This window comes from Microbacterium sp., assembly GCF_036823965.1.
Taxonomy (GTDB): Bacteria; Actinomycetota; Actinomycetes; order Actinomycetales; family Microbacteriaceae; genus Microbacterium.
Map to the genome: position 1 here is coordinate 80,337 of NZ_DAITBE010000006.1, position 24,719 is coordinate 105,055.

Annotated in this window: 21 protein-coding genes; 18 read left to right on the forward strand and 3 right to left on the reverse strand. The window is 68.8% G+C overall.

Annotated features, from left to right (window positions below; genetic code table 11):
* Positions 1 to 187 precede the first annotated feature (187 nt).
* The 3 genes from V7Z82_RS11625 to V7Z82_RS11635 are packed head-to-tail and all read left to right on the forward strand — an operon-like array spanning position 188 to position 3,187.
* Positions 188 to 1,312, forward strand: a complete 1,125-nt coding sequence (locus tag V7Z82_RS11625; protein ID WP_334151693.1) for a histidinol-phosphate transaminase — start codon at positions 188 to 190, stop codon at positions 1,310 to 1,312.
* Positions 1,309 to 2,697, forward strand: a complete 1,389-nt coding sequence (locus V7Z82_RS11630; protein ID WP_334151695.1) for an amino acid permease — start codon at positions 1,309 to 1,311, stop codon at positions 2,695 to 2,697. The genes V7Z82_RS11625 and V7Z82_RS11630 overlap by 4 nt, the downstream gene beginning before the upstream one ends.
* Positions 2,698 to 2,704: 7 nt before the next feature.
* A complete protein-coding gene (locus V7Z82_RS11635) occupies positions 2,705 to 3,187 on the forward strand; it encodes an Lrp/AsnC family transcriptional regulator (RefSeq protein ID WP_334151698.1) in 483 nt (160 codons plus the stop codon).
* A 4-nt stretch (positions 3,188 to 3,191) separates the two neighbouring features.
* On the opposite strand, the gene V7Z82_RS11640 is transcribed toward V7Z82_RS11635, so the two are convergent.
* The gene (locus tag V7Z82_RS11640; RefSeq protein WP_334151701.1) at positions 3,192 to 4,745 is read right to left on the reverse strand and encodes a dolichyl-phosphate-mannose--protein mannosyltransferase; all 1,554 of its coding nucleotides are present in this window, start codon (positions 4,743 to 4,745) and stop codon (positions 3,192 to 3,194) included.
* Between the two features lie 48 nt (positions 4,746 to 4,793).
* Here V7Z82_RS11640 and rsmI point away from each other — a divergent pair, with 48 nt between their 5' ends.
* The 11 genes from rsmI to V7Z82_RS11695 all read left to right on the forward strand — a co-directional run bounded on the left by rsmI (position 4,794) and on the right by V7Z82_RS11695 (position 18,334).
* Positions 4,794 to 5,615: a 16S rRNA (cytidine(1402)-2'-O)-methyltransferase gene (gene rsmI, locus V7Z82_RS11645; RefSeq protein WP_334151705.1), complete on the forward strand. Its 822-nt coding sequence runs from the start codon at positions 4,794 to 4,796 to the stop codon at positions 5,613 to 5,615.
* A complete protein-coding gene (locus tag V7Z82_RS11650) occupies positions 5,615 to 6,244 on the forward strand; it encodes a class I SAM-dependent methyltransferase (protein WP_334151707.1) in 630 nt (209 codons plus the stop codon). The genes rsmI and V7Z82_RS11650 overlap by 1 nt, the downstream gene beginning before the upstream one ends.
* Positions 6,245 to 6,330: 86 nt before the next feature.
* Positions 6,331 to 7,434: a LacI family DNA-binding transcriptional regulator gene (locus tag V7Z82_RS11655; protein WP_334151710.1), complete on the forward strand. Its 1,104-nt coding sequence runs from the start codon at positions 6,331 to 6,333 to the stop codon at positions 7,432 to 7,434.
* Between the two features lie 176 nt (positions 7,435 to 7,610).
* Positions 7,611 to 9,275, forward strand: a complete 1,665-nt coding sequence (locus V7Z82_RS11660) for an ABC transporter substrate-binding protein (protein ID WP_334151713.1) — start codon at positions 7,611 to 7,613, stop codon at positions 9,273 to 9,275.
* Entirely contained in the window at positions 9,272 to 10,252 is a 981-nt protein-coding gene (locus tag V7Z82_RS11665; protein WP_334151715.1) for an ABC transporter permease, read from the forward strand. The genes V7Z82_RS11660 and V7Z82_RS11665 overlap by 4 nt, the downstream gene beginning before the upstream one ends.
* 58 nt (positions 10,253 to 10,310) lie before the next feature.
* Positions 10,311 to 11,225 (forward strand): ABC transporter permease, encoded by a 915-nt coding sequence (locus V7Z82_RS11670; RefSeq protein ID WP_334151718.1) that lies wholly within the window; start codon positions 10,311 to 10,313, stop codon positions 11,223 to 11,225.
* Positions 11,222 to 12,952, forward strand: coding sequence for an ABC transporter ATP-binding protein (locus V7Z82_RS11675; RefSeq protein ID WP_334151721.1), 1,731 nt, complete (start codon positions 11,222 to 11,224; stop codon positions 12,950 to 12,952). Before V7Z82_RS11670 ends, V7Z82_RS11675 begins: the two co-directional genes overlap by 4 nt.
* A 48-nt stretch (positions 12,953 to 13,000) precedes the next feature.
* Positions 13,001 to 14,170 carry a glycoside hydrolase family 1 protein gene (locus tag V7Z82_RS11680; protein WP_334151724.1) on the forward strand — a complete coding sequence of 390 codons (1,170 nt, stop codon included), beginning with the start codon at positions 13,001 to 13,003 and terminating at the stop codon, positions 14,168 to 14,170.
* A 72-nt stretch (positions 14,171 to 14,242) separates the two neighbouring features.
* A complete protein-coding gene (locus tag V7Z82_RS11685; protein WP_334151725.1) occupies positions 14,243 to 15,793 on the forward strand; it encodes a molybdopterin-dependent oxidoreductase in 1,551 nt (516 codons plus the stop codon).
* A gap of 63 nt (positions 15,794 to 15,856) precedes the next feature.
* Positions 15,857 to 17,452: a methionine--tRNA ligase gene (gene metG, locus V7Z82_RS11690; RefSeq protein WP_334151727.1), complete on the forward strand. Its 1,596-nt coding sequence runs from the start codon at positions 15,857 to 15,859 to the stop codon at positions 17,450 to 17,452.
* Between the two features lie 3 nt (positions 17,453 to 17,455).
* Complete coding sequence (locus tag V7Z82_RS11695) at positions 17,456 to 18,334, forward strand: TatD family hydrolase (protein ID WP_334151729.1); 879 nt, start codon at positions 17,456 to 17,458, stop codon at positions 18,332 to 18,334.
* On the opposite strand, the gene V7Z82_RS11700 is transcribed toward V7Z82_RS11695, so the two are convergent.
* Positions 18,313 to 19,581: an MFS transporter gene (locus V7Z82_RS11700; RefSeq protein WP_334151730.1), complete on the reverse strand. Its 1,269-nt coding sequence runs from the start codon at positions 19,579 to 19,581 to the stop codon at positions 18,313 to 18,315. The genes V7Z82_RS11695 and V7Z82_RS11700 overlap by 22 nt on opposite strands.
* A gap of 55 nt (positions 19,582 to 19,636) precedes the next feature.
* Here V7Z82_RS11700 and rsmA point away from each other — a divergent pair, with 55 nt between their 5' ends.
* Genes rsmA through V7Z82_RS11715 form a run of 3 tightly spaced genes read left to right on the forward strand, consistent with a single transcriptional unit; the run spans position 19,637 to position 22,529 of the window.
* On the forward strand, positions 19,637 to 20,506 hold the full coding sequence (rsmA, locus tag V7Z82_RS11705) for a 16S rRNA (adenine(1518)-N(6)/adenine(1519)-N(6))-dimethyltransferase RsmA (RefSeq protein ID WP_334151731.1): 870 nt from the start codon (positions 19,637 to 19,639) through the stop codon (positions 20,504 to 20,506).
* A 9-nt stretch (positions 20,507 to 20,515) separates the two neighbouring features.
* A complete protein-coding gene (gene mgrA / locus V7Z82_RS11710) occupies positions 20,516 to 21,583 on the forward strand; it encodes an L-glyceraldehyde 3-phosphate reductase (RefSeq protein WP_334151732.1) in 1,068 nt (355 codons plus the stop codon).
* A gap of 13 nt (positions 21,584 to 21,596) precedes the next feature.
* Positions 21,597 to 22,529, forward strand: a complete 933-nt coding sequence (locus V7Z82_RS11715) for a 4-(cytidine 5'-diphospho)-2-C-methyl-D-erythritol kinase (RefSeq protein ID WP_334151733.1) — start codon at positions 21,597 to 21,599, stop codon at positions 22,527 to 22,529.
* Positions 22,530 to 22,674: 145 nt separating this feature from the next.
* Here the strand turns inward: V7Z82_RS11715 and V7Z82_RS11720 are convergent, their stop codons facing one another.
* Entirely contained in the window at positions 22,675 to 23,364 is a 690-nt protein-coding gene (locus tag V7Z82_RS11720; protein ID WP_334151734.1) for a DUF998 domain-containing protein, read from the reverse strand.
* Positions 23,365 to 23,649: 285 nt separating this feature from the next.
* Between V7Z82_RS11720 and V7Z82_RS11725 the strand changes: the two genes are divergently transcribed.
* On the forward strand, positions 23,650 to 24,663 hold the full coding sequence (locus V7Z82_RS11725; RefSeq protein WP_334151735.1) for a LacI family DNA-binding transcriptional regulator: 1,014 nt from the start codon (positions 23,650 to 23,652) through the stop codon (positions 24,661 to 24,663).
* Positions 24,664 to 24,719 lie beyond the last annotated feature (56 nt).

Genomic DNA, 24,719 nt, shown 5'->3' on the forward strand with positions numbered 1-24,719 from the left:
GAGTGTCAGCCGGTTTCCGCGCTGCGCAATCTGTACAGTGAAAGCGCACACGTCATCGGTCTTCTGCGCGCAATGCGCAGTTTGCTGTGCACCGATTGCCCACCCGGCGGCATCCGGTCTAGTGTGACGCGACAGCAGGCGGCCCGTCGGGGCCGCCGCCCGATCGCAGCAAGGATGCTCTGACGAAATGCCCCTCCCCACCCGCGCCGGCCTCGATGCCGTTCCGACCTACCGGCAGGGGCGCTCAGCGCCGGCCGGTGCCTCCAAGCTCTCCTCGAACGAGTCTCCGCATCCGCCGCTTCCCGCGGTGATCGCGGCCGTGGGGGAGCGGCTCGGCACCATCCACCGCTATCCCGACATGAGCGCCACCGTGCTGCGCGATGTGCTCGCCGAGCGGTACCGCGTCGATCCGGCGCAGGTGACGGTCGGCGCCGGCTCGGTCGAGCTCGCCGCGCAGCTGATCCACGCGGTGGCCGGCGAGAACGACGAGGTCATGTTCGCGTGGCGGTCGTTCGAGGCCTACCCCTCGCTCGTGCGGATCGCCGGCGCGACGCCGATCGCGGTGCCGCTGACCGAGACACACGCGCACGACCTCGACGCGATGCTCGCGGCGATCACCCCGCGCACACGGTTGATCTTCGTGTGCAACCCGAACAACCCGACCGGCACGGTCGTGGGCGCCGCTGAGCTCGAGCGATTCGTGGCTGCAGTGCCGCACGACGTGCTCGTCGTGATCGACGAGGCCTACGTGCACTTCGACCGCACGGAGTACGTCAGCGACGCCGACCACTCGGGCGACGAGCACCAGGGTGCCGGCATCGAGCTGTTCCATCGGCATCCGCACATCGCGGTGCTCCACACGTTCTCGAAGGCGTACGGCCTCGCCGGCCTGCGCATCGGGTACGCGCTCGCCCCGATCGAGGTCGCCGAGAACCAGCGCAAGGTCGCCGTGCCGTTCGGCGTCACCGACCTGGCGCAGACCGCCGCACTCGCGTCGCTGGATTCCGAGCGCGAACTCGCCGTGCGCATCGACGAGGTCGTGCAGCAGCGCGATCGACTGCATGCCCTGCTCATCGCGGCCGGGTGGCCGGCGGTCGCCTCGCAGGCGAACTTCGTCTGGGTGCCGGCCGGAGAGCGAACGGACGAACTCGAGACGCTGCTCCGCGAGGGCGGCGTGATCACGAGAGCGTTCTCGGGCGAGGGCGTGCGCATCTCGTCCGGCTCCGCCGAAGACGTCGACCGGGTCGCGGCCGCACTCGCGGCATCCGCTCTGACACTCCACGCATCTGCGCCTGAGGAGGCGGTCGTATGACCGAGGTACCCACCACGACCACGACGACCAAGGGGCTGCATCCGGGACTGACCCGTCGCCAGATCTCGATGATGGGACTCGGCGGTGCGATCGGCGCCGGACTGTTCGTCGGCTCAGGACAGGCGATCGGCCTCGCGGGCCCTGCCGTGCTGATCTCGTACCTCGTGGCCGGCGCGATCGTCATCCTGGTGATGGCGATGCTCGCCGAGATGGTCGCGGCTCGCCCGAGCTCCGGCGCGTTCAGCTCGTACGCCCAGAAGGCGATGGGGCGCAGCGCCGGGAGCGCGGTCGGCTGGCTCTACTGGATCCAGCTCGTCGTCGTGATCGCGGCCGAGGCGACCGGCGCCGCCGGCATCATCGCCGGGTGGGTGCCCGGCATCCCCGCCTGGGCGTGGGTGCTGATCTTCGTCGTCGCGCTGACGGCCGTGAACCTGTTCGGCGTGCGCAACTACGGGCGCTTCGAGTTCTGGTTCGCCGCCATCAAGGTCGCAGCGATCATCGCCTTCCTGGTGGTCGGCATGTGCGCGATCATCGGGTTGATCCCCGGCGTGCCGGCCAGCGGCATCGGCAACCTCGTCGACAACGGCGGCTTCGCCCCGAACGGCATGACGGGTATCGCCGCGGCGCTGCTCATCGTGGTGTTCGCATTCGGCGGCACAGAGGTCGTCGCGATCGCTGCCGCCGAGTCCGACGACCCGGCCCGCAACATCCGTCGCATCGTGCGCGAGGTGCTCGTGCGCATCCTGGTCTTCTACATCGGCTCGATCTTCGTGATCGTGGCGGTGCTGCCGTGGAACGATCCCGCCGTGCTCGACGGCCCGTTCTCCGCGGTGCTCGCCACGATCCGGGTGCCAGGCGTCGATCTGGTGATGTCGCTGATCGTCGTGATCGCGCTGCTGTCGGCGATGAACGCGAACATCTACGGCGCTTCGCGGATGGTGTTCTCGCTCGGGGAGCGCGGCCTCGCCCCGCAGGGCATCACGCGGACGAGTCTGAAGGGCGTGCCGTCTGTCGCCGTGCTCGCCTCGGTGTCGTTCGGATTCGTGACGGTCGGGTTGAACTGGGCGTTCCCCGATGTCGTGCTCCCCGCGCTGCTGAACGTGGTCGGCTCCACGCTGCTGGTCATCTGGACGGCGACCGCGCTCGCGCAGATCATCCTGCGTCGCCGAGCCGATCGCGACGGGACGGACATGCCGATGCGCATGTGGGGCTTCCCGTGGCTGTCGTGGCTGTGCCTGGTACTGCTCGCCGGCGTCATCGCGCTCGCGATGATCGATCCCGCCGCACGCATCCAGCTGCTGCTGACCCTCGGGCTCACCGCGGTGCTGCTGCTCGTGGCGAGGGCGACGCGGGGGATCGCGCAGCCCGGCGTGGTCAGGGAGTAGCCGGCGCATGCACATCGATCGCCTCGACGCGCAGCTCATCCGCCTGCTGACGGAGTCGCCGCAGCTGCCGATCCTGGAGTGCGCGCGGCGGCTCGGCATCGCCCGCGGCACCGCGACCAGCAGGCTCGCGCGGCTCCATGAGGGCGGCGTGATCGAGGCGATCGTTCCGCGTATCGATCCGAGCGGCTTCGGCTACGGCGTCGTGGCGTTCTGCCTCGTCGAGATCGACCAGAAGGTCGGTCACGACGAGGTGGCCACAGCGCTCGCGGACGCCGTGCCGGAGATCGTCGACATGCACACCGTCACCGGTGCGAGCGACATGCAGCTGCGTCTGGTCGCGCGCGACGCCACGCAGCTGCAGGAGGTGCTCGACCGCGTGGCGATCGTGCCGGGTGTCGCTCGCACGGCCTCGTCGATCGCGATGCGCACGCACCTGTCCGGGCGGGTGCTGCCACTGGTCGAGCACGTCGCGGGAGACGTCTCGGAGTAGCCGCTCAGATCCAGCCGGGCAGCCAGTTGTGCAGTCGCCAGAACTCATAGGGCACGCTCATGCCGGTCCACAGCGGGTAGAAGAACGCCGAGACCAGCAGCACGAACCCGAGGATGATCAGCACCGTGCGCTCGCCGGCCTGTCGCCGGTGCAGCGGATCGTCCCGCCGCCCGGCGATCGTGCGCAGCGCGACCGCGAGCGCGAGCACCAGGAACGGCACCATCGCGACCGTGTAGAACTGGAAGATCGTGCGCTCGGGGAACATCAGCCACGGCAGGTAGGTGGCGGCGAGACCCACCAGGGGCACGCTCACCGCCGGGCCGACCGGGACGCGCTGCACCCAGCCGCGCACCAGCAGCACCACCAGGAACACGGAGGCAGCGACGCCGCCGTACCAGATGAGCGGGTTGGGCACCGCTGAGATCACGGCCATGCAGTGGTCGACTCCGCATCCCTTCGGGTCGGTGCCCACCCAGACGGCGGTCGGACGCAGCAGGAACGGCCATTCCCACGCTGGGCTCGCGTACGGGTGGCCGCGGTTCAATCCGACGTGGAACCCGAGCATCGACTGGTGGTATTTCCAGAGCGCGACCAGCGGGTTCGCGTCACTGTCGCGGTCGTAGCCGCCCGCGGTGACGAACCAGCCGGTCCAGCTGATCAGATACGTCGCGAGCGCGGGGAAGACCAGGAGCAGGAATGAGACCGGCCCCTGCCGGAAGGCGGCGTCGGATGGCCAGAGGATGACGCCGCGTCGACGCCGGGCGAGCGCATCGGTCACCACGACATACAGGCCGAAGGCCGCGAGGACGTACAGGCCAGACCACTTCACGGCGCAGGCGGCGCCGAGGGCGACACCGGCGGCGATCAGCCACGGTCGGCGCCAGAGCAACGGGCCCCAGTAGGCGTCTGGGGCGTCGGGATCACGTCGCTCGAGGATCGGGATGGTGCGTCTGCGGTCGAGCAGGATGAAGACCACGCCCAGCAGCACGAAGAAGGTGAGGATGCCGTCGAGCAGGGCGATCCTGCTCATCACGATGCTCAGGCCGTCGACGGCGAGGAGCGTGCCGGCCACGGTCGCGAGGGGCAGTGAGCCGGTCAGCAGCCGAGCGATCAGGAACACGAGCAGCACCGAGGCGGTGCCGAGGAGCGCAGTCGCCAGCCGCCAGCCCACGCTGTCGTCCGGGCCTCCGATGGCCATGCCGAGTGCGATCAGCCACTTGCCGAGCGGCGGGTGCACGATGAACGACCCCTCGTGGGACAGGGGCAGGTCGCGCAGTGCGATGAACGCCTCGTTCGCGCCCTCTCCCCAGGTGCCCTCGTAACCGAGTGTCCACAGCGACCAGGCGTCCTTGACGTAGTAGGTCTCGTCGAAGGCGAGCTGGTGCGGATGCCCGACGTTCACCAGGCGCAGCACGCCCGCGAGCACGGTGACCAGCAGGGGAGCGAGCCAGCTGACCACACGGTTCGACCGCGGGTGCAGCAGCATCCGATCGCGCAGCTGCCCGTAGCGCGTCAGCCGCGACTCGGGCGGGGGCAGCAGGGGTGCGGGCGCGGTCACCGGTCCAGCCTAGACAACCCGCCGAGCAGGCCCGCATAAGCTGAGCGGGTGATCATCCTCGCAGCGACACCGATCGGCAATCTCGGCGACGCATCCCGCCGCCTGATCGAGGTCCTCGAGAATGCCGAGATCGTCGTCGCAGAGGACACCCGAACCACGCAGAAGCTCCTGCAGGCGCTGCAGATCTCGAATCGGCCGCGCCTGATCGCACTGCACGACCACAACGAGAAGCAGAAGGCGGCCGAGCTCGCAGCGCTCGCCGCAGAGAACGACGTGATCGTGATGAGCGACGCCGGCATGCCGACCGTCAGCGACCCCGGCTACGGACTCGTGGCGGAGGCCGTCGCCCAGGGGGTCACGGTGACCGCGATCCCCGGGCCGAGCGCGGTGCTCATGGCGCTAGCGATCTCCGGGCTCCCGACCGACCGCTTCACGTTCGAGGGCTTCCTGCCGCGCAAGCCGGGGGAGCGCCGCACGACGCTGCGCGCGCTCGCCGCCGAGCCGCGCACCATGGTCTTCTTCGAGTCGCCCGCCCGCCTCGCCGCTGCGCTGGCCGACATGGGCACCGCCTTCGGCGACGAGCGGCGGATCGCGGTCTGCCGCGAGCTCACGAAGTTCTACGAGGAAGTGCGCCGAGGTACGGCATCCGAGCTCGTGTCCTGGGCGAAGGACGGCGTGAAGGGCGAGATCGTCGTCGTGGTGGAGGGCGCCCCGCATCGGGAGTCGTCGCCCGAGGATGCGCTGTCGCAGGTGCAGACGCTCGTCGCCGACGGCATCCGCCTCAAGGACGCGTGCGCCGAGGTCGGCGCAGCCACCGGACTCTCGTCCCGCGACCTGTACCAGGCTGCGCTGGCGGCCCGCACGCGGTGATGACGCCAGGGCACGGCGCAGCCGATGCCGCCATCGCGCACGCCTACGACGGTCGCGCAGCGGAGTACCTCGGCGCGGCCGGCACGCTCGAGCAGATGGACGAGCGGGACCGGACGGTCATCGCGCGCTGGCGGGACGCGACGTCCGGCGCGCTGCTCGATGCCGGCTGCGGCCCTGGTCACTGGACGGCGTTCCTGCACGATGGGCATCGCACCGTGTCGGGCCTCGACCTGTCGCAGGCGCTGCTCGCCTCGGCGCGAAGCCGGTTCCCGCAGGTGTCGTTCGAGCGGGCATCGTTCCGCGCCGTGCCGCTCGAGGACGGCGCGGTCGGCGGCATCCTCGCCTGGTACTCGCTCATCCACACACCGCCCGCAGACATCCCGGGTGTCCTCGTGGAGTTCGCCCGCGTCATCGCACCGAGCGGCAGCATCCTGATCGGATTCTTCGACGGCGAGGCGCGCGAGGAGTTCGCCCACGCCGTCGCACCGGCCTTCTTCTGGTCGGCCGACGCGCTCACCTCGCTGCTCGACGCGGCCGGCTTCGAGGTCGTGTCGCACGAGCACCGCGAACGCACTCCCGACGAGATCAGCCGACGCGCTCACGGTCACCTGATCGCCCGCCGCCGCTGACGGGCATCCGCGCGCCCATCCCGCCCGATCCCACCCGCGTCCGATCGCGCAGGTACCCTGGTGCACACACCGGAGGGAGATCGAGCGTGACCAAGAGAGCGACCGTCTATGACGTCGCGGACCGCGCTGCCGTCTCGATCGCGACGGTGTCACGGGTGCTGCGATCGCCGGACGCCGTGCGCCCCGCCACCCGGGAACGGGTGATGGATGCCGTGTCCGAGCTGGGCTACGTGCCCAGCGGGAGCGCGCGTGGACTCGCTGAGCGGCGCACCGGCGTGCTGGGGCTGTACTTCCCCGGATTCGATGCCTCGGAAGACGCTCCGCTGCTCGATGTGCTGGCTGAGGAGCACGCCTCGATGCCGCCGTTCACCATGGCGCGGGACGCCGCCGACCCGGAGGCGCATCCGACGCTGCTGTTCCTCGACGAGGTGCTGCGCGGCGCCGAGCTGGAGGCCTGGAAGCAGGGCTTCGTGCTCATGATCGGCGTCGGACGCGATGATCCCTCGCGTTCGACGGTGCGCGACATGGCCGGTCGCGTCGACGGACTGATCGTTCTCGCGCAGAGCGTGCCTGACGACGTGCTGGCGCGGCTCGCGCAGCGCATCCCGGTCGTCGTGCTGTCAGGACCGTCGCGCGGAGACGACTACGACCATGTGACCGTCAGCAACACCGAGGCCATGGCGGAGCTCACCCGCCTCGTGCTGGCACAGGCCGATCACACTCGCATCGCATTCCTCGCCGGACCCGCCGATTCCCCGGACGGCGCGCAGCGCTGGGACGGATTCGCGACAGCGGTGGGCGATGCCGGCATCGCGCTCGATGATGTGACCGTGCTCCGCGGGGACTTCACCCGAGCGTCAGGCCGCGAGGCTGCGGAGTCGCTGATCGCGGCCGGGCCGCCATCCGCGCTCGTCGCCGCGAACGACCAGATGGCGCTCGGCGCGCTCGATGCCTTCCGCTCGGCGGGGCTGCGGGTGCCGGAGGACGTGCTGATCACCGGCTTCGACGGTCTCGAGGCCGCAGCGCTGTCGACTCCGCCGCTGACCACGGTGCGGCAGCCGATGATCGACCTCGGCCGTGCGGCGGTGCAGCTGCTCGGCCGTCGTCTCGAACGACCGGATGCGGAGCCGGCGACCGTGCGGCTGCCGCTCCAGATCCTGCTCAGGGAGAGCTCGCAGCGACCCGGCTGAGCACGACTTTGGCACCGGTCCCACACCAGTCGCTGACAGGCGACGCGCCGTGTGGGGCGTTGTCAAGGGGTTGCAGAGCAGAAATGTATGCGCTTACACTCGCTCATGCGGCACGTGCCGCAGGGCGTTCCGATCGCGTAGCGCCCTTCATGACACAGACGACATGAGGTGGCAGAGTGTCGAAGACGCACATGCTCCGACGCTGGCGGAGAGCCGCGATCGTGGGGTTGGCGGCCGCGGCCGTCGTGCTCAGCGGATGCAGCATCCAGATCACATCGCAGCCCGATCCATCGATCGGCGCAGACACGATGCTGATCAACGCGGATAAGGGCAATCCGTTCTTCACGCGGAACTTCAACCCGTATCTCACGAACACGCGGACTGCGTCGCGGTGGATCTACGAGCCGCTGATCCTGGTCAATCCGCTCGACGGCACGCTCAACCCATGGCTGGCCTCCGAATGGTCGCAGCCCGATGCCCGCACGATCATCATGACGATCCGCGACGGCGTGCAGTGGAGCGACGGCGAGGACATGACCGCTGATGACGTGGCGTTCACGTTCCAGCTCCTCAAGGACAACCCCTCGCTCGACATCAAGGGCGCCTGGCAGCACCTCGAGAGCGTCGAGACCGACGGCAGCGACGTCATCCTGCACCTGCAGACCGACGACGCGCCTTCGCTGTCGATCCTCGGTCAGACGATGATCGTCGCCGAGCACACCTGGGAAGACGTCAAGGATCCAGGCACGTTCCGCAACGAGCAGCCAGTGGGCACCGGCCCCTTCGTGCTCGGCAACTACAACGACCAGCAGTACTCGATGGACAAGAACCCCGACTACTGGCAGGCCGACAAGATCCAGGTCGAGCACATCATCCTGCCCTCGACGAACTCGCAGCTGGACACCGTGAGCCGCGGCTACGACTGGGCGTACTCCTTCATCTCCGATGTCGAGGGCACCTGGGGCGCGGCGAGCGACCACAACGCCTGGTGGTTCCCGCCGGGTGGCGTGATCGCGCTGATGCCGAACCTCGAGGTCGCGCCGTTCGACGACGTGAACGTGCGTCGCGGCATCGCGCTCTCCCTCGACCGCGAGGAGATCGCCGAGACCGCCTCCGAGGGCTACATGAAGCCCGCGGGTCAGACCGGTCTCATCCTCCCCAACCAGGAGGAGTACCTCGACCCGAGCATCCCCGACCAGGGCATGATCACGCAGGACACGGATGCCGCGCTCGCAGCGTTCGGAGAAGCGGGATACACCCTGCAGGGCGACCAGCTCGTGGGCGCCGACGGCAAGCAGCTCGAGTTCGCGCTGACCACAGCCAACGGCTTCACCGACTGGACGCGCGCGGCGCAGACCGTGCAGAGCCAGCTCGCCGCCGTCGGCGTGAAGGTCACGCTCAAGCTCCCGCAGCCCGCCGGCTACCAGAGCGCGATCAGCAACGGCGACTTCGAGATGGCGATCGGCGGCATGGGCAACGGTGACGTCTACCAGGCCTACAACAACCTGCTCTCGAGCGAGTTCTACGTGCCTTCGGGAGAGGCGACCGCGAACAACTTCGAGCGGTACAGGTCGGACGAGGTCGACGCGCTGCTCGCGGAGTACCGCGAGACCGTCGACACCGCCCGTCAGATGGAGATCGTGAAGGAGCTGCAGGGCATCGTCTACGACGATCTCCCGGTCATCGGGCTCTACTACGGCGGGATCTGGGGCCTGTTCAGCGACGCCAAGTTCACCGGATGGCCGAGTGAGGAAGACCCCTACATGATCCCGCAGAACTACGACTCGGCTCCGCTGATGATCTTCACGCGGCTCGAGCGAGTGAAGGGAGAGGACAAGTGAAGTACCTCCTCCAGAAACTCGGCCTGTTCGTGCTCACGCTGTGGGCCGCGATCACGCTGAACTTCTTCCTCCCTCGGCTGATGCCTGGCTCGCCCGCGGACGCCGCCATCGCGAAGCTGTCGCAGAACGGTCCGGTCTCCGACGCGACGCGTGCGGCGATCGAGGCGCAGCTCGGCGTGCCGACCGGTTCGATCTGGGAGCAGTACGTGACCTACCTCGGTCAGGTCGCCAGACTCGACTTCGGCGTCTCGTACACCTTCTATCCGCAGAGCGTGTCGAGCATGGTCTCGACCGCGCTGCCGTACACGATCGGCCTCGTCGGCATCGTCACGATCCTCGCGTTCGTGATCGGCACCCTGATCGGTGTCGCAGCCGCCTGGCGCCGCGGCACCTGGCTCGACTCGCTGCCGACGCTGACGGGGTCGTTCCTCAGCACGTTCCCGTACTTCTGGACAGCGCTGCTGCTGCTGTTCTTCTTCGGCTACGTGCTCCACTGGTTCCCCACGACCGGCGCCTACGCCGCGACGACGACCCCCGGCTTCACCTGGGAGTTCATCGGCGACCTCGCGCAGCATGCCGTGCTCCCGGCGCTCACGATCCTGCTGACCTCGCTCGGCGGGTGGATCATCGGCATGCGGAACGCCATGATCAACACGCTCGGCGAGGACTACGTGACCTTCGCCGAGGCGAACGGTCTGCACGGTCGCACGATCGCCCTGCGGTACGCGGCGCGCAACGCGATCCTGCCGAACCTCACCGGCTTCGGACTCACGCTCGGCGGCGTGGTCGGCGGATCGATCCTCGTCGAGCAGGTGTTCGGCTACCCGGGCATCGGGTACCTGCTGTTCAACGCAGTGATCGGTCAGGACTATCCGCTCATGCAGGCGCTCTTCCTGATGATCACCGTGAGCGTGCTCATCGCCAACTTCCTCGTCGACATCATCTACGGGGTTCTGGATCCGAGGACGCGCCGATGATCGCCACGACTGCTCCCGCCATCCACCCGACCCGCGTTCTCGATCCAAGGAGTCGCTGATGACCTCCACCATGAACGTCAAGATCCCCGCAGAGCGGATCGCGGCTCCCAGCCCGTGGCGGTCGTTCGGCCGCATGGTCGGCACGCTGTGGTCCAACGGCAAGGCCCGACTCGGGCTCTGCATCCTCGGCCTGTTCGTGCTCGTCGCGGTGTTCGCGCCGCTGATCGCGCCCTACGGCGCGAAGGACAACGGCTTCGAGCGCAACGCCGACGCGTCGTGGGCGCACTGGCTCGGCACCACCGCAGCCGGCGAGGACGTGCTCAGTCAGCTCATCTACGGTGCGCAGATCAGCCTGCTGGTCGGCATGGCAGCCGGGCTCCTGTCGACGATCGTCGCGGTCCTGATCGGCCTCAGCTGGGGATACATGCGCGGCTTCGCCGGCGAGGTGGTCGGCTTCATCGTCAACCTCTTCCTGGTGATCCCCGGCCTCCCGCTCATGATCGTGATCGCGGCCTACCTGCAGAACGGCGGCATCCTGATGATCATCGCGGTCATCGTGGTGACCGGCTGGGCGTGGGGCGCTCGCGTGCTGCGCAGCCAGACGCAGTCGCTGCGCGGGAACGACTTCGTCACCTCCGCGCAGTTCTCCGGCGACAGCAGGGCACGGATCGTCTTCCGCGAGATCCTGCCGAACATGACCTCGATCATCGCCGGCACGCTCTTCGGTGCGGCGACCGCGGCGATCCTGGCGGAAGCCGGACTCGAGTTCCTCGGCCTCGGCGACTCCAGCATCGTCAGCTGGGGCACGATGCTCTACTGGGCGCAGAACTCCAACTCGCTGCTCACCGGACAGTGGCTGCTGCTGTTCGCCCCCGGTCTCTGCATCGCGCTGCTGGCGCTGAGCCTGACACTGATCAACTTCGGCGTGGACGGCATCTCCAATCCGCGCCTCCGTGAAGGGAAGGGCCGATGAACGCCATGAACGCGAACGATGTCGCCCTCGAGGACGACGTGCTCCTGCAGGTCGACTCCCTGTCGGTGGAGTACGCCTCGCCCGGTGCCACCCCGGTGACCGCCGTCGAGAACGTGTCCTTCACGCTCCGCCGCGGCGAGTTCATCGGCCTGGTCGGCGAGTCCGGCTCCGGCAAGTCGACGCTCGGCTTCGCCCTCACCAGGCTGCAGAAGCCGCCGGCACGCATCAGCGGCGGACGCATCCTGTTCGGCGGCCGCGACATCCGCGAGCTCGACGCGGAGGAGCTCCGCCGTCAGCGGCAGGGCGGCTTCGCGATGGTGCTGCAGTCCGGCATGAACGCGCTCAACCCGGTTCGCACGGTCGGCAACCATTTCCGCGACATCTTCGCGGCGCACGGACACGTGCCCAAGGACGCCCGCGACGCCAGAGCCCGCGAGCTGGTCGGCAAGGTCGGCCTCGACGCCGCCGTGCTGTCGCGCTATCCGGGTGAGCTCTCCGGCGGCATGCGTCAGCGAGCCTCGATCGCGCTGGCGCTGTCGCTCGAACCGCAGCTGATGGTGTTCGACGAGCCGACCACGGCGCTCGACGTGCTCGTGCAGCACGCCGTGATGGACACGATCAAGGACCTGCAGCGCGCCGAGCACTTCACCGCGATCCTCATCAGCCACGATCTCGGCATCGTGCTCGAGGCCACGGATCGCGTGATGGTGATGCACGAGGGACGCATCGTCGAGGACGCCAAGAGCATCGACATCCTGGAGCGGCCGCAGGACGAGTACACGCGGATGCTGCTGAGCCACTACGCCGATCCGCGCGCCGAGTCGATCTCGATCCCCGGATTCGTCGACCTCGGCACGCGTCGCCGCGATGGCCGGTCGCGCACCGACGTCACCGAGACCATGCCGACCGTGTCGCAGCGCGACACCCGCAGGGCGGATGCCGCGATCGTGGTCGAGGGCGTGTCCAAGCGCTACCCGGCACCGCGTCGGGGCGAGCAGCCGGTGACAGCGGTCGACGACGTGTCGTTCCGTCTGGAGCCCGGTGAGGCGCTCGCGCTGGTCGGAGCATCCGGCTCGGGCAAGTCGACCATCGCGAAGCTCATCACCGGCGTCGAGAAGCCGACGGAGGGCTCCGTGCACTTCGGCGACGTCGACGTCGCGACCCTGGGCCGGACGGGTCTCCGCGACCTGCGCAAGGACGTGCAGATGGTGTTCCAGGATCCCTATGCGGCCCTGAACCCGCTGCACACGGTCGAGTATGCGCTCAGCCGTCCGGTGCGCAACTACACGAAGCTGCGCGGCCAGGAGGCGAGGGCCCGCGTGCTCGAGCTCCTCGAGACCGTCGGTCTGACCCCGGTCGAGCAGTTCGCGGCGAAGCTGCCGCACCAGCTCTCGGGCGGGCAGCGTCAGCGCGTGGTCATCGCTCGCGCGCTGGCGAGCGATCCGCAGGTGCTGATCGCCGACGAGCCGGTGTCGATGCTCGATGTCTCACTGCGCGCCGGCGTGCTGGCGCTGCTCGAGGATCTGCGCGAACGGTGGGGCATCAGCATGCTCTACATCACGCACGATCTGCTGAGCGCGCGCCTCGTCACCGAGAACATCCTGGTGCTCAACAGCGGCCGGGTCGTGGAGCGCGGACTGACGTCCGAGGTGCTGCAGCATCCGGAGGACCCGTACACGGTCCAGCTGCTGGATGCCGTGCCGAACCCATCGCGCATCCGCTCCTAGCCCACGAACTCGCAAGAACAGATCCGCAAGAAACAGAAGGGAGCACTCGTGCTCACATTCCCTGACGGCTTTCTCTGGGGCGCCGCGACCGCGGCCCATCAGGTGGAGGGGAACAACACGACCAGCAACTGGTGGACCATGGAGCACGCTCCCGGTTCGTCGATGGTGGAGCCCTCGGGTGATGCCGCAGACCACTTCCACCGGTACCCGGAGGACATGCGGCTGCTCGCAGAGGCCGGCCTGAACTCGTACCGCTTCTCGGTGGAGTGGGCGCGCATCGAGCCGGAGCGCGGCTTCGTGTCGCGGGCGATGCTCGACCACTACCGCCGCATGATCGACACTGCGCGCGAGAACGGGCTCGACCCGACGGTGACGCTGATGCACTTCACGGTGCCGCAGTGGTTCCAGAAGGACGGCTTCTGGCGTGCGGATGACGCGGTCGACCTGTTCTCCCGCTACGTCGAGACGGTGCTGCCGATCCTCGACGGCGTGAAGTACGTCTGCACCATCAACGAGCCGAACATCGCTGCGATGCTCGCCGGGGGCGAGGATGCTGCGAACCTCGTGGCGTACGGCCTCCCGAACCCGGACCTCGCGGTCGCCGACACGCTGCTCGAGGCCCACCACCGGGCATCCGAGATCGTGCACTCGGTCTCCGGCGCGCAGGCCGGCTGGACCATCGCGACGCAGGCGTTCCACTCCACGGGCGAACCAGGCGCGGATGAGATGGTCGCGGAGTACGGCGACCCGCGCGACCACTGGTATCTGGAGCAGTCCGCCGGCGACGACTTCGTCGGGGTCCAGGCGTACACCCGCACGTTCATCGGGCCCGAGGGCCCTCGTCCGGTCGCGGACGATGTGGAGACCACGCTGACCGGCTGGGAGTTCTTCCCCGAGGCGCTCGAGATGGGCGTGCGCAGTGCGTGGGAGCGCAGCGGCGGCGTGCCGGTGCTCGTCACCGAGAACGGCATCGCGACGGCTGACGACACGCGTCGCATCGCCTACACGCAGGGCGCCCTCGAGGGACTGCACCGTGCGATCTCCGACGGCATCGAGGTGCGGGCGTACCAGCACTGGAGCGCGCTCGACAACTACGAGTGGGCGAGCGGCTTCGCACCCACGTTCGGTCTGATCGGCTTCGACCACCAGACGTTCGAGCGCTCCCCGAAGCCCTCGCTCGCCTGGCTGGGCGAGGTCGCCAAGCGCAACGGGCTCTGAACCCCATGGTGTGAGATCCGCTGACGGAGCCGTCCCGAGCCGGGGGCTCCGTCAGCGGCGTACGCTCATGTGATGACGCAGGTGCAGAGCAAGACGCCGACCTCGCGGCGTGACCTGGCCATGGCCGCGCTCTCCGGCCTGGCCGCGGCGACGCTCGGCGTCGGCCTCGGCGAACTGGCCGCGGCACTCATCGATCCGAGTTCGAGTCCGTTCGCGGTGATCGGCGGCGGGCTGATCGACCTCGCGCCGAGCTGGGCGAAGGACACGGCGATCGCCCTCTTCGGCACGGGGGACAAGGCTGCACTGCTCGTCGGCATCGGCGTGGCGCTCGCGGCGGTCGCGGCACTCGCCGGCATCCTCGAGCTGCGCCGACCGGGCGTCGGCGCAGCGATCTTCGGGATCCTCGGCGCCGTCGCCGTGGTCACGGCGCTGACCCGTGCGAACGCGGGGCCGTACGCCTGGGCGCCCGGGATCCTCGCGGGCGGGCTCTCCCTGATCTTCGTGCGGATGCTGACGCGTCGACTCCGTCCCATCGCCGGCTTCGCTCCCGACCACGACGACCGTCGCCGCTTCCTCGTCTGGACGGCCGGTACCGCGGCTGCCGGTCTGATCGCCCTCGCGGTCGGGAACATCGCGAGCGGCGCGTCCCGCTCGATCGAGGCGGTCCGCGCGGCGCTTCGGCTGCCCAAGGCGACCGCTCCCGCAGCTGCCGTTCCCGCGGCCGCCGAGCTGGACATCCCTGGCCTCGCTCCCGTCGTCACCCCGACCGCGGAGTTCTACCGGATCGACACCGCGCTCGTCCTGCCGCGCGTCGACCCCGCCGACTGGTCGCTCCGCATCCACGGCATGGTGGTCCGTGAGGTGGTGATCACCTGGGACGAGCTGCTGGCGCTGCCCATGACCGAGTCCTACGTGACGCTCGCCTGCGTCTCGAACGAGGTGGGCGGCTCGCTGATCGGCAACGCCCGCTGGCTGGGGTATCCCATCCGCGAACTGCTCGCCCGCGCCGGCGTGCAGTCCGACGCCGACATGGTGCTCTCGACCTCGGCTGACGGGTTCACCGCATCGAGTCCGCTCGAGGCGCTCACCGACGATCGCGACGCGCTGCTGGCGATCGGCATGAACGGCGATCCGCTGCCGATCGAGCACGGCTTCCCGGTGCGGATGGTCGTGCCGGGCCTGTACGGGTACGTGTCTGCGACGAAGTGGGTCACCGAGCTCGAGGTCACGCGGTTCGACGAGGCGATGGGGTACTGGACCCCGCGCGGGTGGTCGGATCACGGCCCGATCAAGCTGCAGTCGCGGATCGACGTCCCCCGCGGTGGTCGGGCCGTCGATGCCGGCGACGCGCTGATCGCCGGCATGGCGTGGCAGCAGCAGGTGGGCATCGCCGGTGTCGAGGTACGGGTCGACGGCGGGCCGTGGCGCAGGGCCGAGCTGGCCGACGCCATCTCCGCGGACACGTGGGTGCAGTGGAGCATCCCCTGGGCGGCCGAGACCGGTTCCCACACGATCGAATGCAGGGCGCTCAGCGTCGACGGCGACACCCAGACCGACCAGCCGGCGGCACCGGCGCCCGACGGCGCGCAGGGCTGGCACCGGGTCGACGTGTCGGTGAACTGAGCGCGGTCCACGACCGTTTCCCCACGGCGTCACGCCGCCCGGCATCCCGCCTAGAATTGCTCCATGCCCGCAGGCGAATCCTTCTATATCACCACGCCCATCTACTACCCGTCCGATGTGCCGCACATCGGCCACGGGTACACGACGGTGGCCGTCGACACGCTCGCGCGCTGGCACCGCCAGGCCGGCGATGACACCTGGATGCTCACGGGCACCGACGAGCACGGCCAGAAGATGCTGCGGGCCGCTGCCGCGAACGGCGTGACCCCCCAGGAATGGGTCGACAAGCTCGTCACCGAGAGCTGGTTCCCGCAGCTGGAGACGCTCGACGTCGCCAACGACGACTTCATCCGCACCACGCAGGAGCGGCACGAGGAGCGCGTCAAGAAGTTCGTGCAGGCCATCTACGACCGCGGCTACATCTACGCGGGCGAGTACGAGGCGCTCTACTGCGTCGGCTGCGAGGAGTTCAAGCCGGAGTCCGAGATCCTCGACGGCACCGGTCCGTTCGAGGGGCTGAAGGTCTGCGCGATCCACTCCAAGCCGCTCGAGCTGCTGCAGGAGAAGAACTACTTCTTCAAGCTGAGCGAGTTCCAGGACCGCCTGCTCGAGCTCTACAAGACCCAGCCGGACTTCATCCGTCCGGAGTCCGCGCGCAACGAGGTCGTCTCGTTCGTCCGTCAGGGTCTCAAGGACCTCTCGATCTCGCGCTCCGCGTTCGATTGGGGCATCCCGCTGCCGTGGGACGAGTCGCACGTCATCTACGTGTGGGTCGACGCGCTGCTCAACTACGCCACCGCTGTCGGGTTCGGCGATGCTTCGGCAGCTGCAGGAGCCCAGTCGGAGTTCGAGCGCCGCTGGCCCGCGTACCACGTGGTCGGCAAGGACATCCTGCGCTTCCACGCCGTCATCTGGCCCGCGATGCTGATGGCCGCCGGCGTCGAGGTGCCCAAGGGCGTCTTCGCGCACGGCTGGCTGCTCGTCGGCGGCGAGAAGATGTCGAAGTCGAAGCTCACCGGCATCGCACCGACCGAGATCACCGACGTCTTCGGCTCCGACGCGTACCGCTTCTACTTCCTCTCGGCGATCGCCTTCGGGCAGGACGGCTCCTTCTCGTGGGAGGACCTGTCCGCGCGCTACCAGGCCGAGCTCGCGAACGGCTTCGGCAACCTGGCGTCGCGCACCACGGCGATGATCGAGAAGTACTTCGAGGGCGTCGTGCCGCCTGCGGCGGACTACACCGAGCAGGACCTTGCGATCCAGAAGATCGTCGCGGATGCCGCGAGCAGTGCGGATGCCGCGATCGAGCAGTTCCGCATCGACGAGGCCATCTCGTCGATCTGGACGATCGTCGACGCGCTGAACGGCTACATCACCGAGAACGAGCCGTGGGCGCTGGCCCGCGACGAGGCACAGCGCGGACGCCTCGGTACCGTGCTGTACACGTGTGCGGAGGGGCTGCGCGCACTGGCGGTGCTGCTCTCGCCGGTGATGCCGCAGGCCACTGAGAAGCTCTGGGTCGCCCTCGGCGCGGCGGAGAGCCTCGGCGGCCTGCAGGACCAGCCGATCCGTGAGGCCGGAGCCTGGGGCGTGCTGCGCCCCGGCACGAGCGTCAACGGTCTCGCGCCGCTGTTCCCGCGTGTGGAGTCCACCTCCTGAGCCATGGCTGACACGTATGTGCGCGAGCGCTCGGGAGACGGCCGCAAGGATCTGAAATATCCGGCTGCCCCCGAGCCGCTTGCGGTGCCGGTGTACGACAACCACGCGCACCTCGAGATCCTCGACGGCGATCAGCCGCTGTCGCTGACCGAGCAGCTGGATCGAGCGCAGGCCGTCGGCATCGCCGGCGTCATCCAGGCCTCGGGCGACATCGAGTCGTCGCGCTGGGCTGTCGAGGCTGCAGCGTCCGATCCGCGGGTGCTCGCGGCTGTGGCCATCCATCCCAATGACGCTCCGACATATGCCGAGGAGGGTCGCCTGGCGGAGGCGATCGCGGTGATCGACGAACTCGCCGCGCATCCGCGGACCAGGGCGATCGGCGAGACCGGGCTCGACTTCTTCCGCACGGAGCCGGAGCGCCAGTGGCCGCAGCACGAGTCCTTCGAGGCGCACATCGCGATCGCGAAGCAGCACGGCCTCGCGATGCAGATCCACGACCGCGATGCGCACGAGGCCGTCCTCGAGACCCTGACGCGCGTCGGCGCCCCCGACACGACCGTCTTCCACTGCTTCTCGGGTGACGATGCGATGGCGCGGATCTGCGCGGATGCCGGCTACCACCTGTCCTTCGCCGGCAACGTCACGTTCAAGAACGCGCAGAACCTGCGCGATGCGCTGAAGGTGACGCCGCTCGACCGCATCCTCGTCGAGACCGATGCGCCGTTCCTGACACCCGTGCCGCTGCGTGGACGCCCGAACGCGCCCTACCTCGTGCCGCTCACGGTGCGATTCATGGCCGCCGAGCTCGAGCTCGATGTCGACGAGCTGTGCACGCAGCTCGCGGAGAACACGCTCCGGGTCTACGGCTCGTTCGACGCCTGAGCTGTCGGCGCCTGATCCACCGGCGTCGCGCTGACGATCTGCGAGATCGGCTTCCAGACGAACACGAGCGTGAGGGCGGCGCCGGCGAACGCGAACCACCACGGGCCGGTGAGTCCCCAGATCTCGGCGATCACGCCGCCGAGCGCCTGCCCGATGACCATGCCGCCGAAGACGCCGACCATGTTGACCGAGGCCACCCTGCCCTGCAACGCGGCGGGGACGAGCCGTTGCCGCACGGTCGTCGAGATGGTGCCCCAGACGAACGCGTAGGCACCGAAGAAGAACATGATCACCAGCGCCACCCACCCGGTGGTGGTGAGCGCGAAGGAGAGGTGCATGAGCACCTCGAGCGAGAGGACGACGCGCATGAGCGTCGCGAAGGACACGTGGCGCTCCAGCCAGCCGAAGCTCGCGGTCGCGAGCAGGCCGCCGACGGCTGAGGCCGTCGTGAGCGCGCCGTAGCCCACCGCGCCCATGTGCAGGTGCTCGGTGGCGTAGAGCACCAGCACGCCCCAGGGCGCCGCCCAGGTGACGTTGAAGAGCAGGATGATCAGCACCAGCATCCGTACCGGGGGATTGCGCCAGAGCCAGCGCAGTCCCTCCGCGATGTCGGTGTGGACGCGGGGAGGCTCAGCCGACTCCCGCGACGGCACCGGAGTCCGCGCCATGCGCGAGATCAGCACCACGGCGAGGCTCACGCACACCACTTCGAGCAGGAACGGCCAGGCAGTGCCCGCGGCGAAGAGGAAGGCGCCGAGCGGCGGGCCGGCGAACTGGTTCGCGACCAGATACCCCGCCTGGAGCCGTGCGTTGCCGATGCCGAGGTCGGTCGGCTGCACGAGCATCGGCAGCAGCGTGCTGCCTGCGGTGTCCACGAACACCTCGGCCGTGCCGTACAGGAAGGCCACGGCGAGCACGATCCAGATGTTCGCGACGCCGGTGACCAGGAACACGCAGAGCCCGGCGAGCACGACCGCACGGGCGGCGTTCGCGAACATCACCAGTCGCCGCCGGTCGAAGCGGTCGGCGATCGCACCCGCGTGCAGCCCGAACAGCAGCCACGGAAGGAACTGCAGGATCGCGCCGGCGGCGACGAGCAGCGGCGACGAGGTCATCGACGCGATGAGCAGGGGAGCAGCTGCGAGCGCCACGCCGTCGCCCACGTTGCTGGTCCACGATGAGGCGAGCAGCCACCGGAAGTCCCTGCCCATGCGGCGCGGGGCGACGAGTTCACCGAGGGAGGGCACCCCCAGAGACTAGCCGCCGCCGGGGACATCGCTCCGGGTAGGGGACAATGGAACAATGACCGTCACGCTGCTCGGCGCAACCGAGATCCGCCGCCTCGCCACCGAGCTCGACGTCACACCGACGAAGAAGCTCGGCCAGAACTTCGTGGTCGACGCGAACACCGTGCGGAAGATCGTGCACGCCGCCCGCGTGCAGCCGGGAGAGCGCGTGGTCGAGGTGGGCCCAGGGCTCGGGTCCCTGACGCTCGCGATCCTCGAGACCGGAGCATCCGTCACAGCCGTCGAGATCGATCACCGCCTCGCGGCCAGGCTCGCGCAGACGGCTGCTGAGCACGGTGTCGAGGGCGGGAAGCTCACGGTCGTCGATGCTGATGCGCTCCGCATCACCGAGCTCCCCGGCGAGCCGAGCGTGCTCGTGGCGAACCTGCCCTACAACGTGTCGGTGCCGGTGCTGCTGCACTTCCTCGAGCACTTCGCCTACCTGCAACGCGGCGTCGTGATGGTGCAGGCCGAGGTGGCAGAGCGCATCGCGGCCAAACCGGGCTCGAAGATCTACGGCTCGCCGAGCGTGAAGGCCGCCTGGTACGGCGAGTGGCGACTGTCCGGAAACGTCTCGCGTCAGGTGTTCTGGCCGGTTCCGAACGTCGACAGCCTGCTGGTCGGCTTCGACCGGTCTGCGGGCGAGCGCGGCAGCGAGGACGAGCGTCGACGCACGTTCCAGATCGTGGATGCGGCGTTCAACCAGCGTCGCAAGATGCTGCGTCAGGCGCTGTCCGGCCTGTTCGGCAGCTCCGCCGCGGCATCCGAGGTGCTGATCGGCGCAGGCGTCGCCCCGACCGCACGCGGCGAGGACCTGACGGTCGAGGACTATCACCGTATTGCGCTGTATGCCGCGACGACGGGCGCGATCGGCGACAGGGACTAATCTGGCACCGTGACCGACTCGCCCCGCTTCAGCCCGAACGTTCCCGAACTGCACCGCCCGTACGCCGCCGACGAGGCCCGCTACCGGCAGTTCGCCTACCGCCAGGTCGGGTCGTCCGGCCTCTTCCTGCCGCCGATCTCGCTCGGCCTGTGGTGGAACTTCGGCGACAACATCCCGCTCGACAACCAGCGCGCGCTGCTGCGTCACGCGTTCGACAACGGCATCACCCACTTCGACCTCGCCAACAACTACGGCCCGCCCTACGGTTCTGCCGAGAAGAACTTCGGGCGCATCTTCGCCGAGGACTTCCGTCCGTACCGCGACGAGCTCATCATCTCGTCGAAGGCCGGCTGGGACATGTGGCCTGGTCCCTACGGCGACTTCGCGAGCCGCAAGTACATCCTCGCGAGCGCCGAGCAGTCCTTGACCCGTATGGGCCTCGACTACGTCGACATCTTCTACTCGCACCGGGTCGACCCGGTGACGCCGATCGCCGAGACCGTCGGCGCGCTCGATACCCTGGTCCGCCAGGGCAAGGCGCTGTACGTCGGCATCTCCTCCTACAGCGCCGAGCGCACGCAGGAGGCGGTGGACGTGGCCAAGGAGCTGGGCACGCCGCTCGTCATCCACCAGCCGGCGTACTCGATCCTCAACCGCTGGGTCGAGGACGGACTGAACGACACGCTGCAGACCAACGGCCTCGGCGCCATCGCCTTCACGCCGCTCGCGCAGGGGCTCCTCACCGACAAGTACCTCGGCGACGGGACCGCTGACCGTGCGCAGCAGCGCGGTTCGCTGCCGGAGGGTCGACTCTCGGACGACGCCGTGCAGACGCTGCGGTCGCTGAACGAGATCGCCCAAGAGCGCGGTCAGTCGCTCGCGCAGCTCGCGCTGCAGTGGACGCTGCGCAACCCGGTCGTCGCCTCGGCGCTGATCGGCGCATCGCGCACCTCGCAGCTCGACGAGAACATCGCCGCGGTCAACGGCCCGCCCCTGACGACGGAGGAGCTGGCGCGGATCGACGCACTCGCCGGTTCCATCGACGTGAACCTGTGGGCGAAGTCCTCGGAGCTGTGACGGTCGTCGGATCATGAGCGTCTTCGCGTCGACCGAGTCAGTGCATGTGCGGGCGCCGGGGAAGATCAACCTCTACCTCGGCGTCGGCGGGCGCCACGACGACGGATACCACGCGCTCGCGACGGTGTTCCAGGCTGTCTCGCTGTATGAGGACGTGATCGCGCGCCCGGCCGACGACTTCTCGATCACCGTGTCGGGCGTCGATGATGTCGATTCGGTGCCGCTCGACGATCGCAACCTCGCGATGCGCGCGGCGAAGCTGCTCGCCACCGCCACCGAGTACGACGGGGGAGTGGCGCTCGAGATCCGCAAGAGCGTGCCGGTCGCGGGCGGCATGGGCGGCGGGTCGGCGGATGCCGCGGCTGCGCTCGTCGCCTGCGACGCGCTGTGGGGCACCGGCCTCTCGCCAGCGCGGATGCACGAGCTCGCAGCCCGGCTCGGCGCCGACGTCCCGTTCGCGCTGCACGGCGGCACCGCAGTCGGCACCGGTCGCGGTGATCAGCTGAACCCGGCGCTCGCGCGCGGTCGCTTCGACTGGGTGCTGGTCACGAGCGAGCAGGGCCTCTCGACTCCCGTCGTCTACGGACGCCTGGACGCACTGCGCGAGGAGGAGGGGATGCTGGCCGACGATCCCCCGCTGTCACTGGATGTGCCCATCCCGGTGCTCCAGGCACTGCGCGCCGGGGATCCGGCGCTGCTCGCCGAGTCGCTCCTGAACGATCTGCAGGCAGCGGCTGTCTTCGAGCGTCCCGATCTCGATGCGACCATCCAGGACGGCATCCGCGCCGGTGCGCTGCACGGGATCGTCTCCGGCTCGGGTCCGACGGTCGCGCTGCTGTGCGCGGATCCGGAGTCGGCGCAGGACGTGCAGACCGTGCTGCAGCGGTCCGGCCGTGACGCGCTGCACGTGCATGGTCCGGTGCCGGGAGCGCGCATCATCCACTGACATCGGACGACGTCGGAGCGGGCAGCCCCTCTCGGGACATCCGGTTCCCCAACCGATTCCCGAGAGGGTGCTCACCACAAGGGACGTGGCGGTCTGCCTCACTTCGTTGGTTCCGCGCCCCAGACGCATCCCCGTGTAGCCCCAGCTACGCCTCAGAGACTAGCGCCATTTTGCTTGTCCCCCAAATGGGGGACAAAGAAATCTGCTGAGAGTTCGCTGTGCGTCGTGGTTCCAGTGCGGTCGCGAGGCTGCGGACGTGCGTTTCGAGCAGGTGCACCCACGACAGGATCGCGGTGAAGCCGATCGCCTCGAACACCGTGAGGTTGATCAGGCCGAAGCTCATCGCTCCGAGGCTGAGCACCAGCGCGCTGCCGGTGATGATGGCGAGCACGCTCAGCAGCCGCGACAGGGAACGGAGATAGATGCGGTGCGCGATCAACAGGGACAGGAACGAGACGATCATCCCGTTCGACGAGATGTCATGCGCGAGCTTGTCGACCGAGAGCGGGAAGACGCCGATGCCGGCGAGGCTGAGTCCGAGCGTGACGCCGAAGAACGGGATCACCCGTGCCGCACGTCGGTGGGCTTTCGTGGCGATCAGGGGTGACCGCAGGAACCAGATCCGCATCATGACGCCGCCGGATGCGATCGAGATGCCGCCCATGATGGCGCCGCCGTTGAAGAGCATCGCCGAGAAGTCGCCGGTCATGCCGAGGCGGCTGAAGTACAGCTCCCACCATTCGGGTTCGGTCGTCGTCAGGGTCGCTGCGATGATGCCGGCCAGCAGCAGAAGTGCGCCGGTGAGGGTGAGTGAGGTTCGCTTCGCGGAGCTCATGGCTGTTCCTGTCGCCATACGCTCGACGGCAGGCCAGGACGAAGTTGAGTCCTTCCTCAGGCGAGCGTTCATCGGGTGCAGGGTCGGAGACGCCCCGCTGGGTGAACTCAGTCTAGCGATAAGTTCCGGGTCGCGACGGATTTCTCTTTTCGATGGACGTTGCGCGACTGCCCTCCTCGGGGCCTCGTGTGCGCCGCCGTGTCGACGCATCGGTGTGCGGGAAGCCGACGCTGAGTACATAATGATGTGGGGATGTGACCGTGCACATGCAGCGAGGAGGCCGTGATGTCGAACGGCTCTGAGCGTGCCCGCCTGCCGAGCATCCGCGATGTCGCCCGTCTGGCTGGTGTCTCGCACCAGACCGTCTCCCGGGTGCTCAACGATCACCCCAGCATCCGGCCGGAGACCAAGGCCAAGGTCCTCGATGCGATCTCGGTGCTGGACTATCGGCCGAACCTCGCGGCGAGAGCGCTGGTCACGAGCAAGTCGAACATGCTCGGCATCCTGTCGGCGACGATCGGCGAGTTCGGCCCGACCTCCTCGATCGCGAGCATCGAGAACGCCGCGCGCGAGGAGGGGTACTCGGTCTCGACCCTGAACCTCTCGGACACCACGCCGGAGGCGATCGGCAACGCGGTCCGTCAGCTCGCACGCGAGCAGGTCGACGGCATCATCGTGCTCGCGCCGCAGGTGCGCGTCTTCCATGTCCTGCGCGGCATGGATGTGTCGATGCCGTTCGTGACGCTGCAGACGGCCTCCGGATCGGACGGTGTGAGCCTCTCCGCGGACCAGGTCGCTGGCGCTCGCGCTGCGACGGAGCATCTCATCGGTCTCGGCCACACCGACATCGTGCATCTTGCGGGACCGCAGGACTGGATCGAGGCGGAATCCAGGATGCGCGGATACCTCGACGCGCTGCGCGAGGCGGATCTGCCGACGTTCCCGCCGATCCGCGGCGACTGGACCGCGGACTTCGGCTTCTTCGCAGGGCAGGAGCTGGCACGCCGTCGCGACTTCACTGCGGTGTTCGCGGCGAACGACCTGATGGCGATCGGGCTGCTGCACGGGTTCCGGACCGCCGGGGTGCGAGTGCCGGATGACATCAGTGTCGTCGGCTTCGATGATGTGCCGGTCGCCGCCCACGTCGCGCCGACGCTCACCACGGTGCACCAGGAGTTCCCGGAGCTCGGGCGTCGTGCCGTCAAGATCTTGCTCGCTCAGATCCGCGGCGAGCAGGTGCCGACGTTTGGTCCCCTGCAGACAACGCTGCGCCTGCGTGAGTCGTCCGGATCACGGTAACGACACAAAATCCCCGTCCGGACTTGACACCGTCTCGTCATCATTGGACGATGTAA

Bases quoted from the DNA above. Each gene is read 5' to 3' on its own strand.
- V7Z82_RS11625 (WP_334151693.1), top strand. From the start codon at position 188: ATGCCCCTCCCCACCCGCGCCGGCCTCGATGCCGTTCCGACCTACCGG.
- V7Z82_RS11630 (WP_334151695.1), top strand. From the start codon at position 1,309: ATGACCGAGGTACCCACCACGACCACGACGACCAAGGGGCTGCATCCG.
- V7Z82_RS11635 (WP_334151698.1), top strand. From the start codon at position 2,705: ATGCACATCGATCGCCTCGACGCGCAGCTCATCCGCCTGCTGACGGAG.
- V7Z82_RS11650 (WP_334151707.1), top strand. From the start codon at position 5,615: ATGACGCCAGGGCACGGCGCAGCCGATGCCGCCATCGCGCACGCCTAC.
- V7Z82_RS11670 (WP_334151718.1), top strand. From the start codon at position 10,311: ATGACCTCCACCATGAACGTCAAGATCCCCGCAGAGCGGATCGCGGCT.
- V7Z82_RS11675 (WP_334151721.1), top strand. From the start codon at position 11,222: ATGAACGCCATGAACGCGAACGATGTCGCCCTCGAGGACGACGTGCTC.
- V7Z82_RS11685 (WP_334151725.1), top strand. From the start codon at position 14,243: ATGACGCAGGTGCAGAGCAAGACGCCGACCTCGCGGCGTGACCTGGCC.
- metG (WP_334151727.1), top strand. From the start codon at position 15,857: ATGCCCGCAGGCGAATCCTTCTATATCACCACGCCCATCTACTACCCG.
- V7Z82_RS11695 (WP_334151729.1), top strand. From the start codon at position 17,456: ATGGCTGACACGTATGTGCGCGAGCGCTCGGGAGACGGCCGCAAGGAT.
- rsmA (WP_334151731.1), top strand. From the start codon at position 19,637: ATGACCGTCACGCTGCTCGGCGCAACCGAGATCCGCCGCCTCGCCACC.
- V7Z82_RS11715 (WP_334151733.1), top strand. From the start codon at position 21,597: ATGAGCGTCTTCGCGTCGACCGAGTCAGTGCATGTGCGGGCGCCGGGG.
- V7Z82_RS11720 (WP_334151734.1), bottom strand. From the start codon at position 23,364: ATGAGCTCCGCGAAGCGAACCTCACTCACCCTCACCGGCGCACTTCTG.
- V7Z82_RS11725 (WP_334151735.1), top strand. From the start codon at position 23,650: ATGTCGAACGGCTCTGAGCGTGCCCGCCTGCCGAGCATCCGCGATGTC.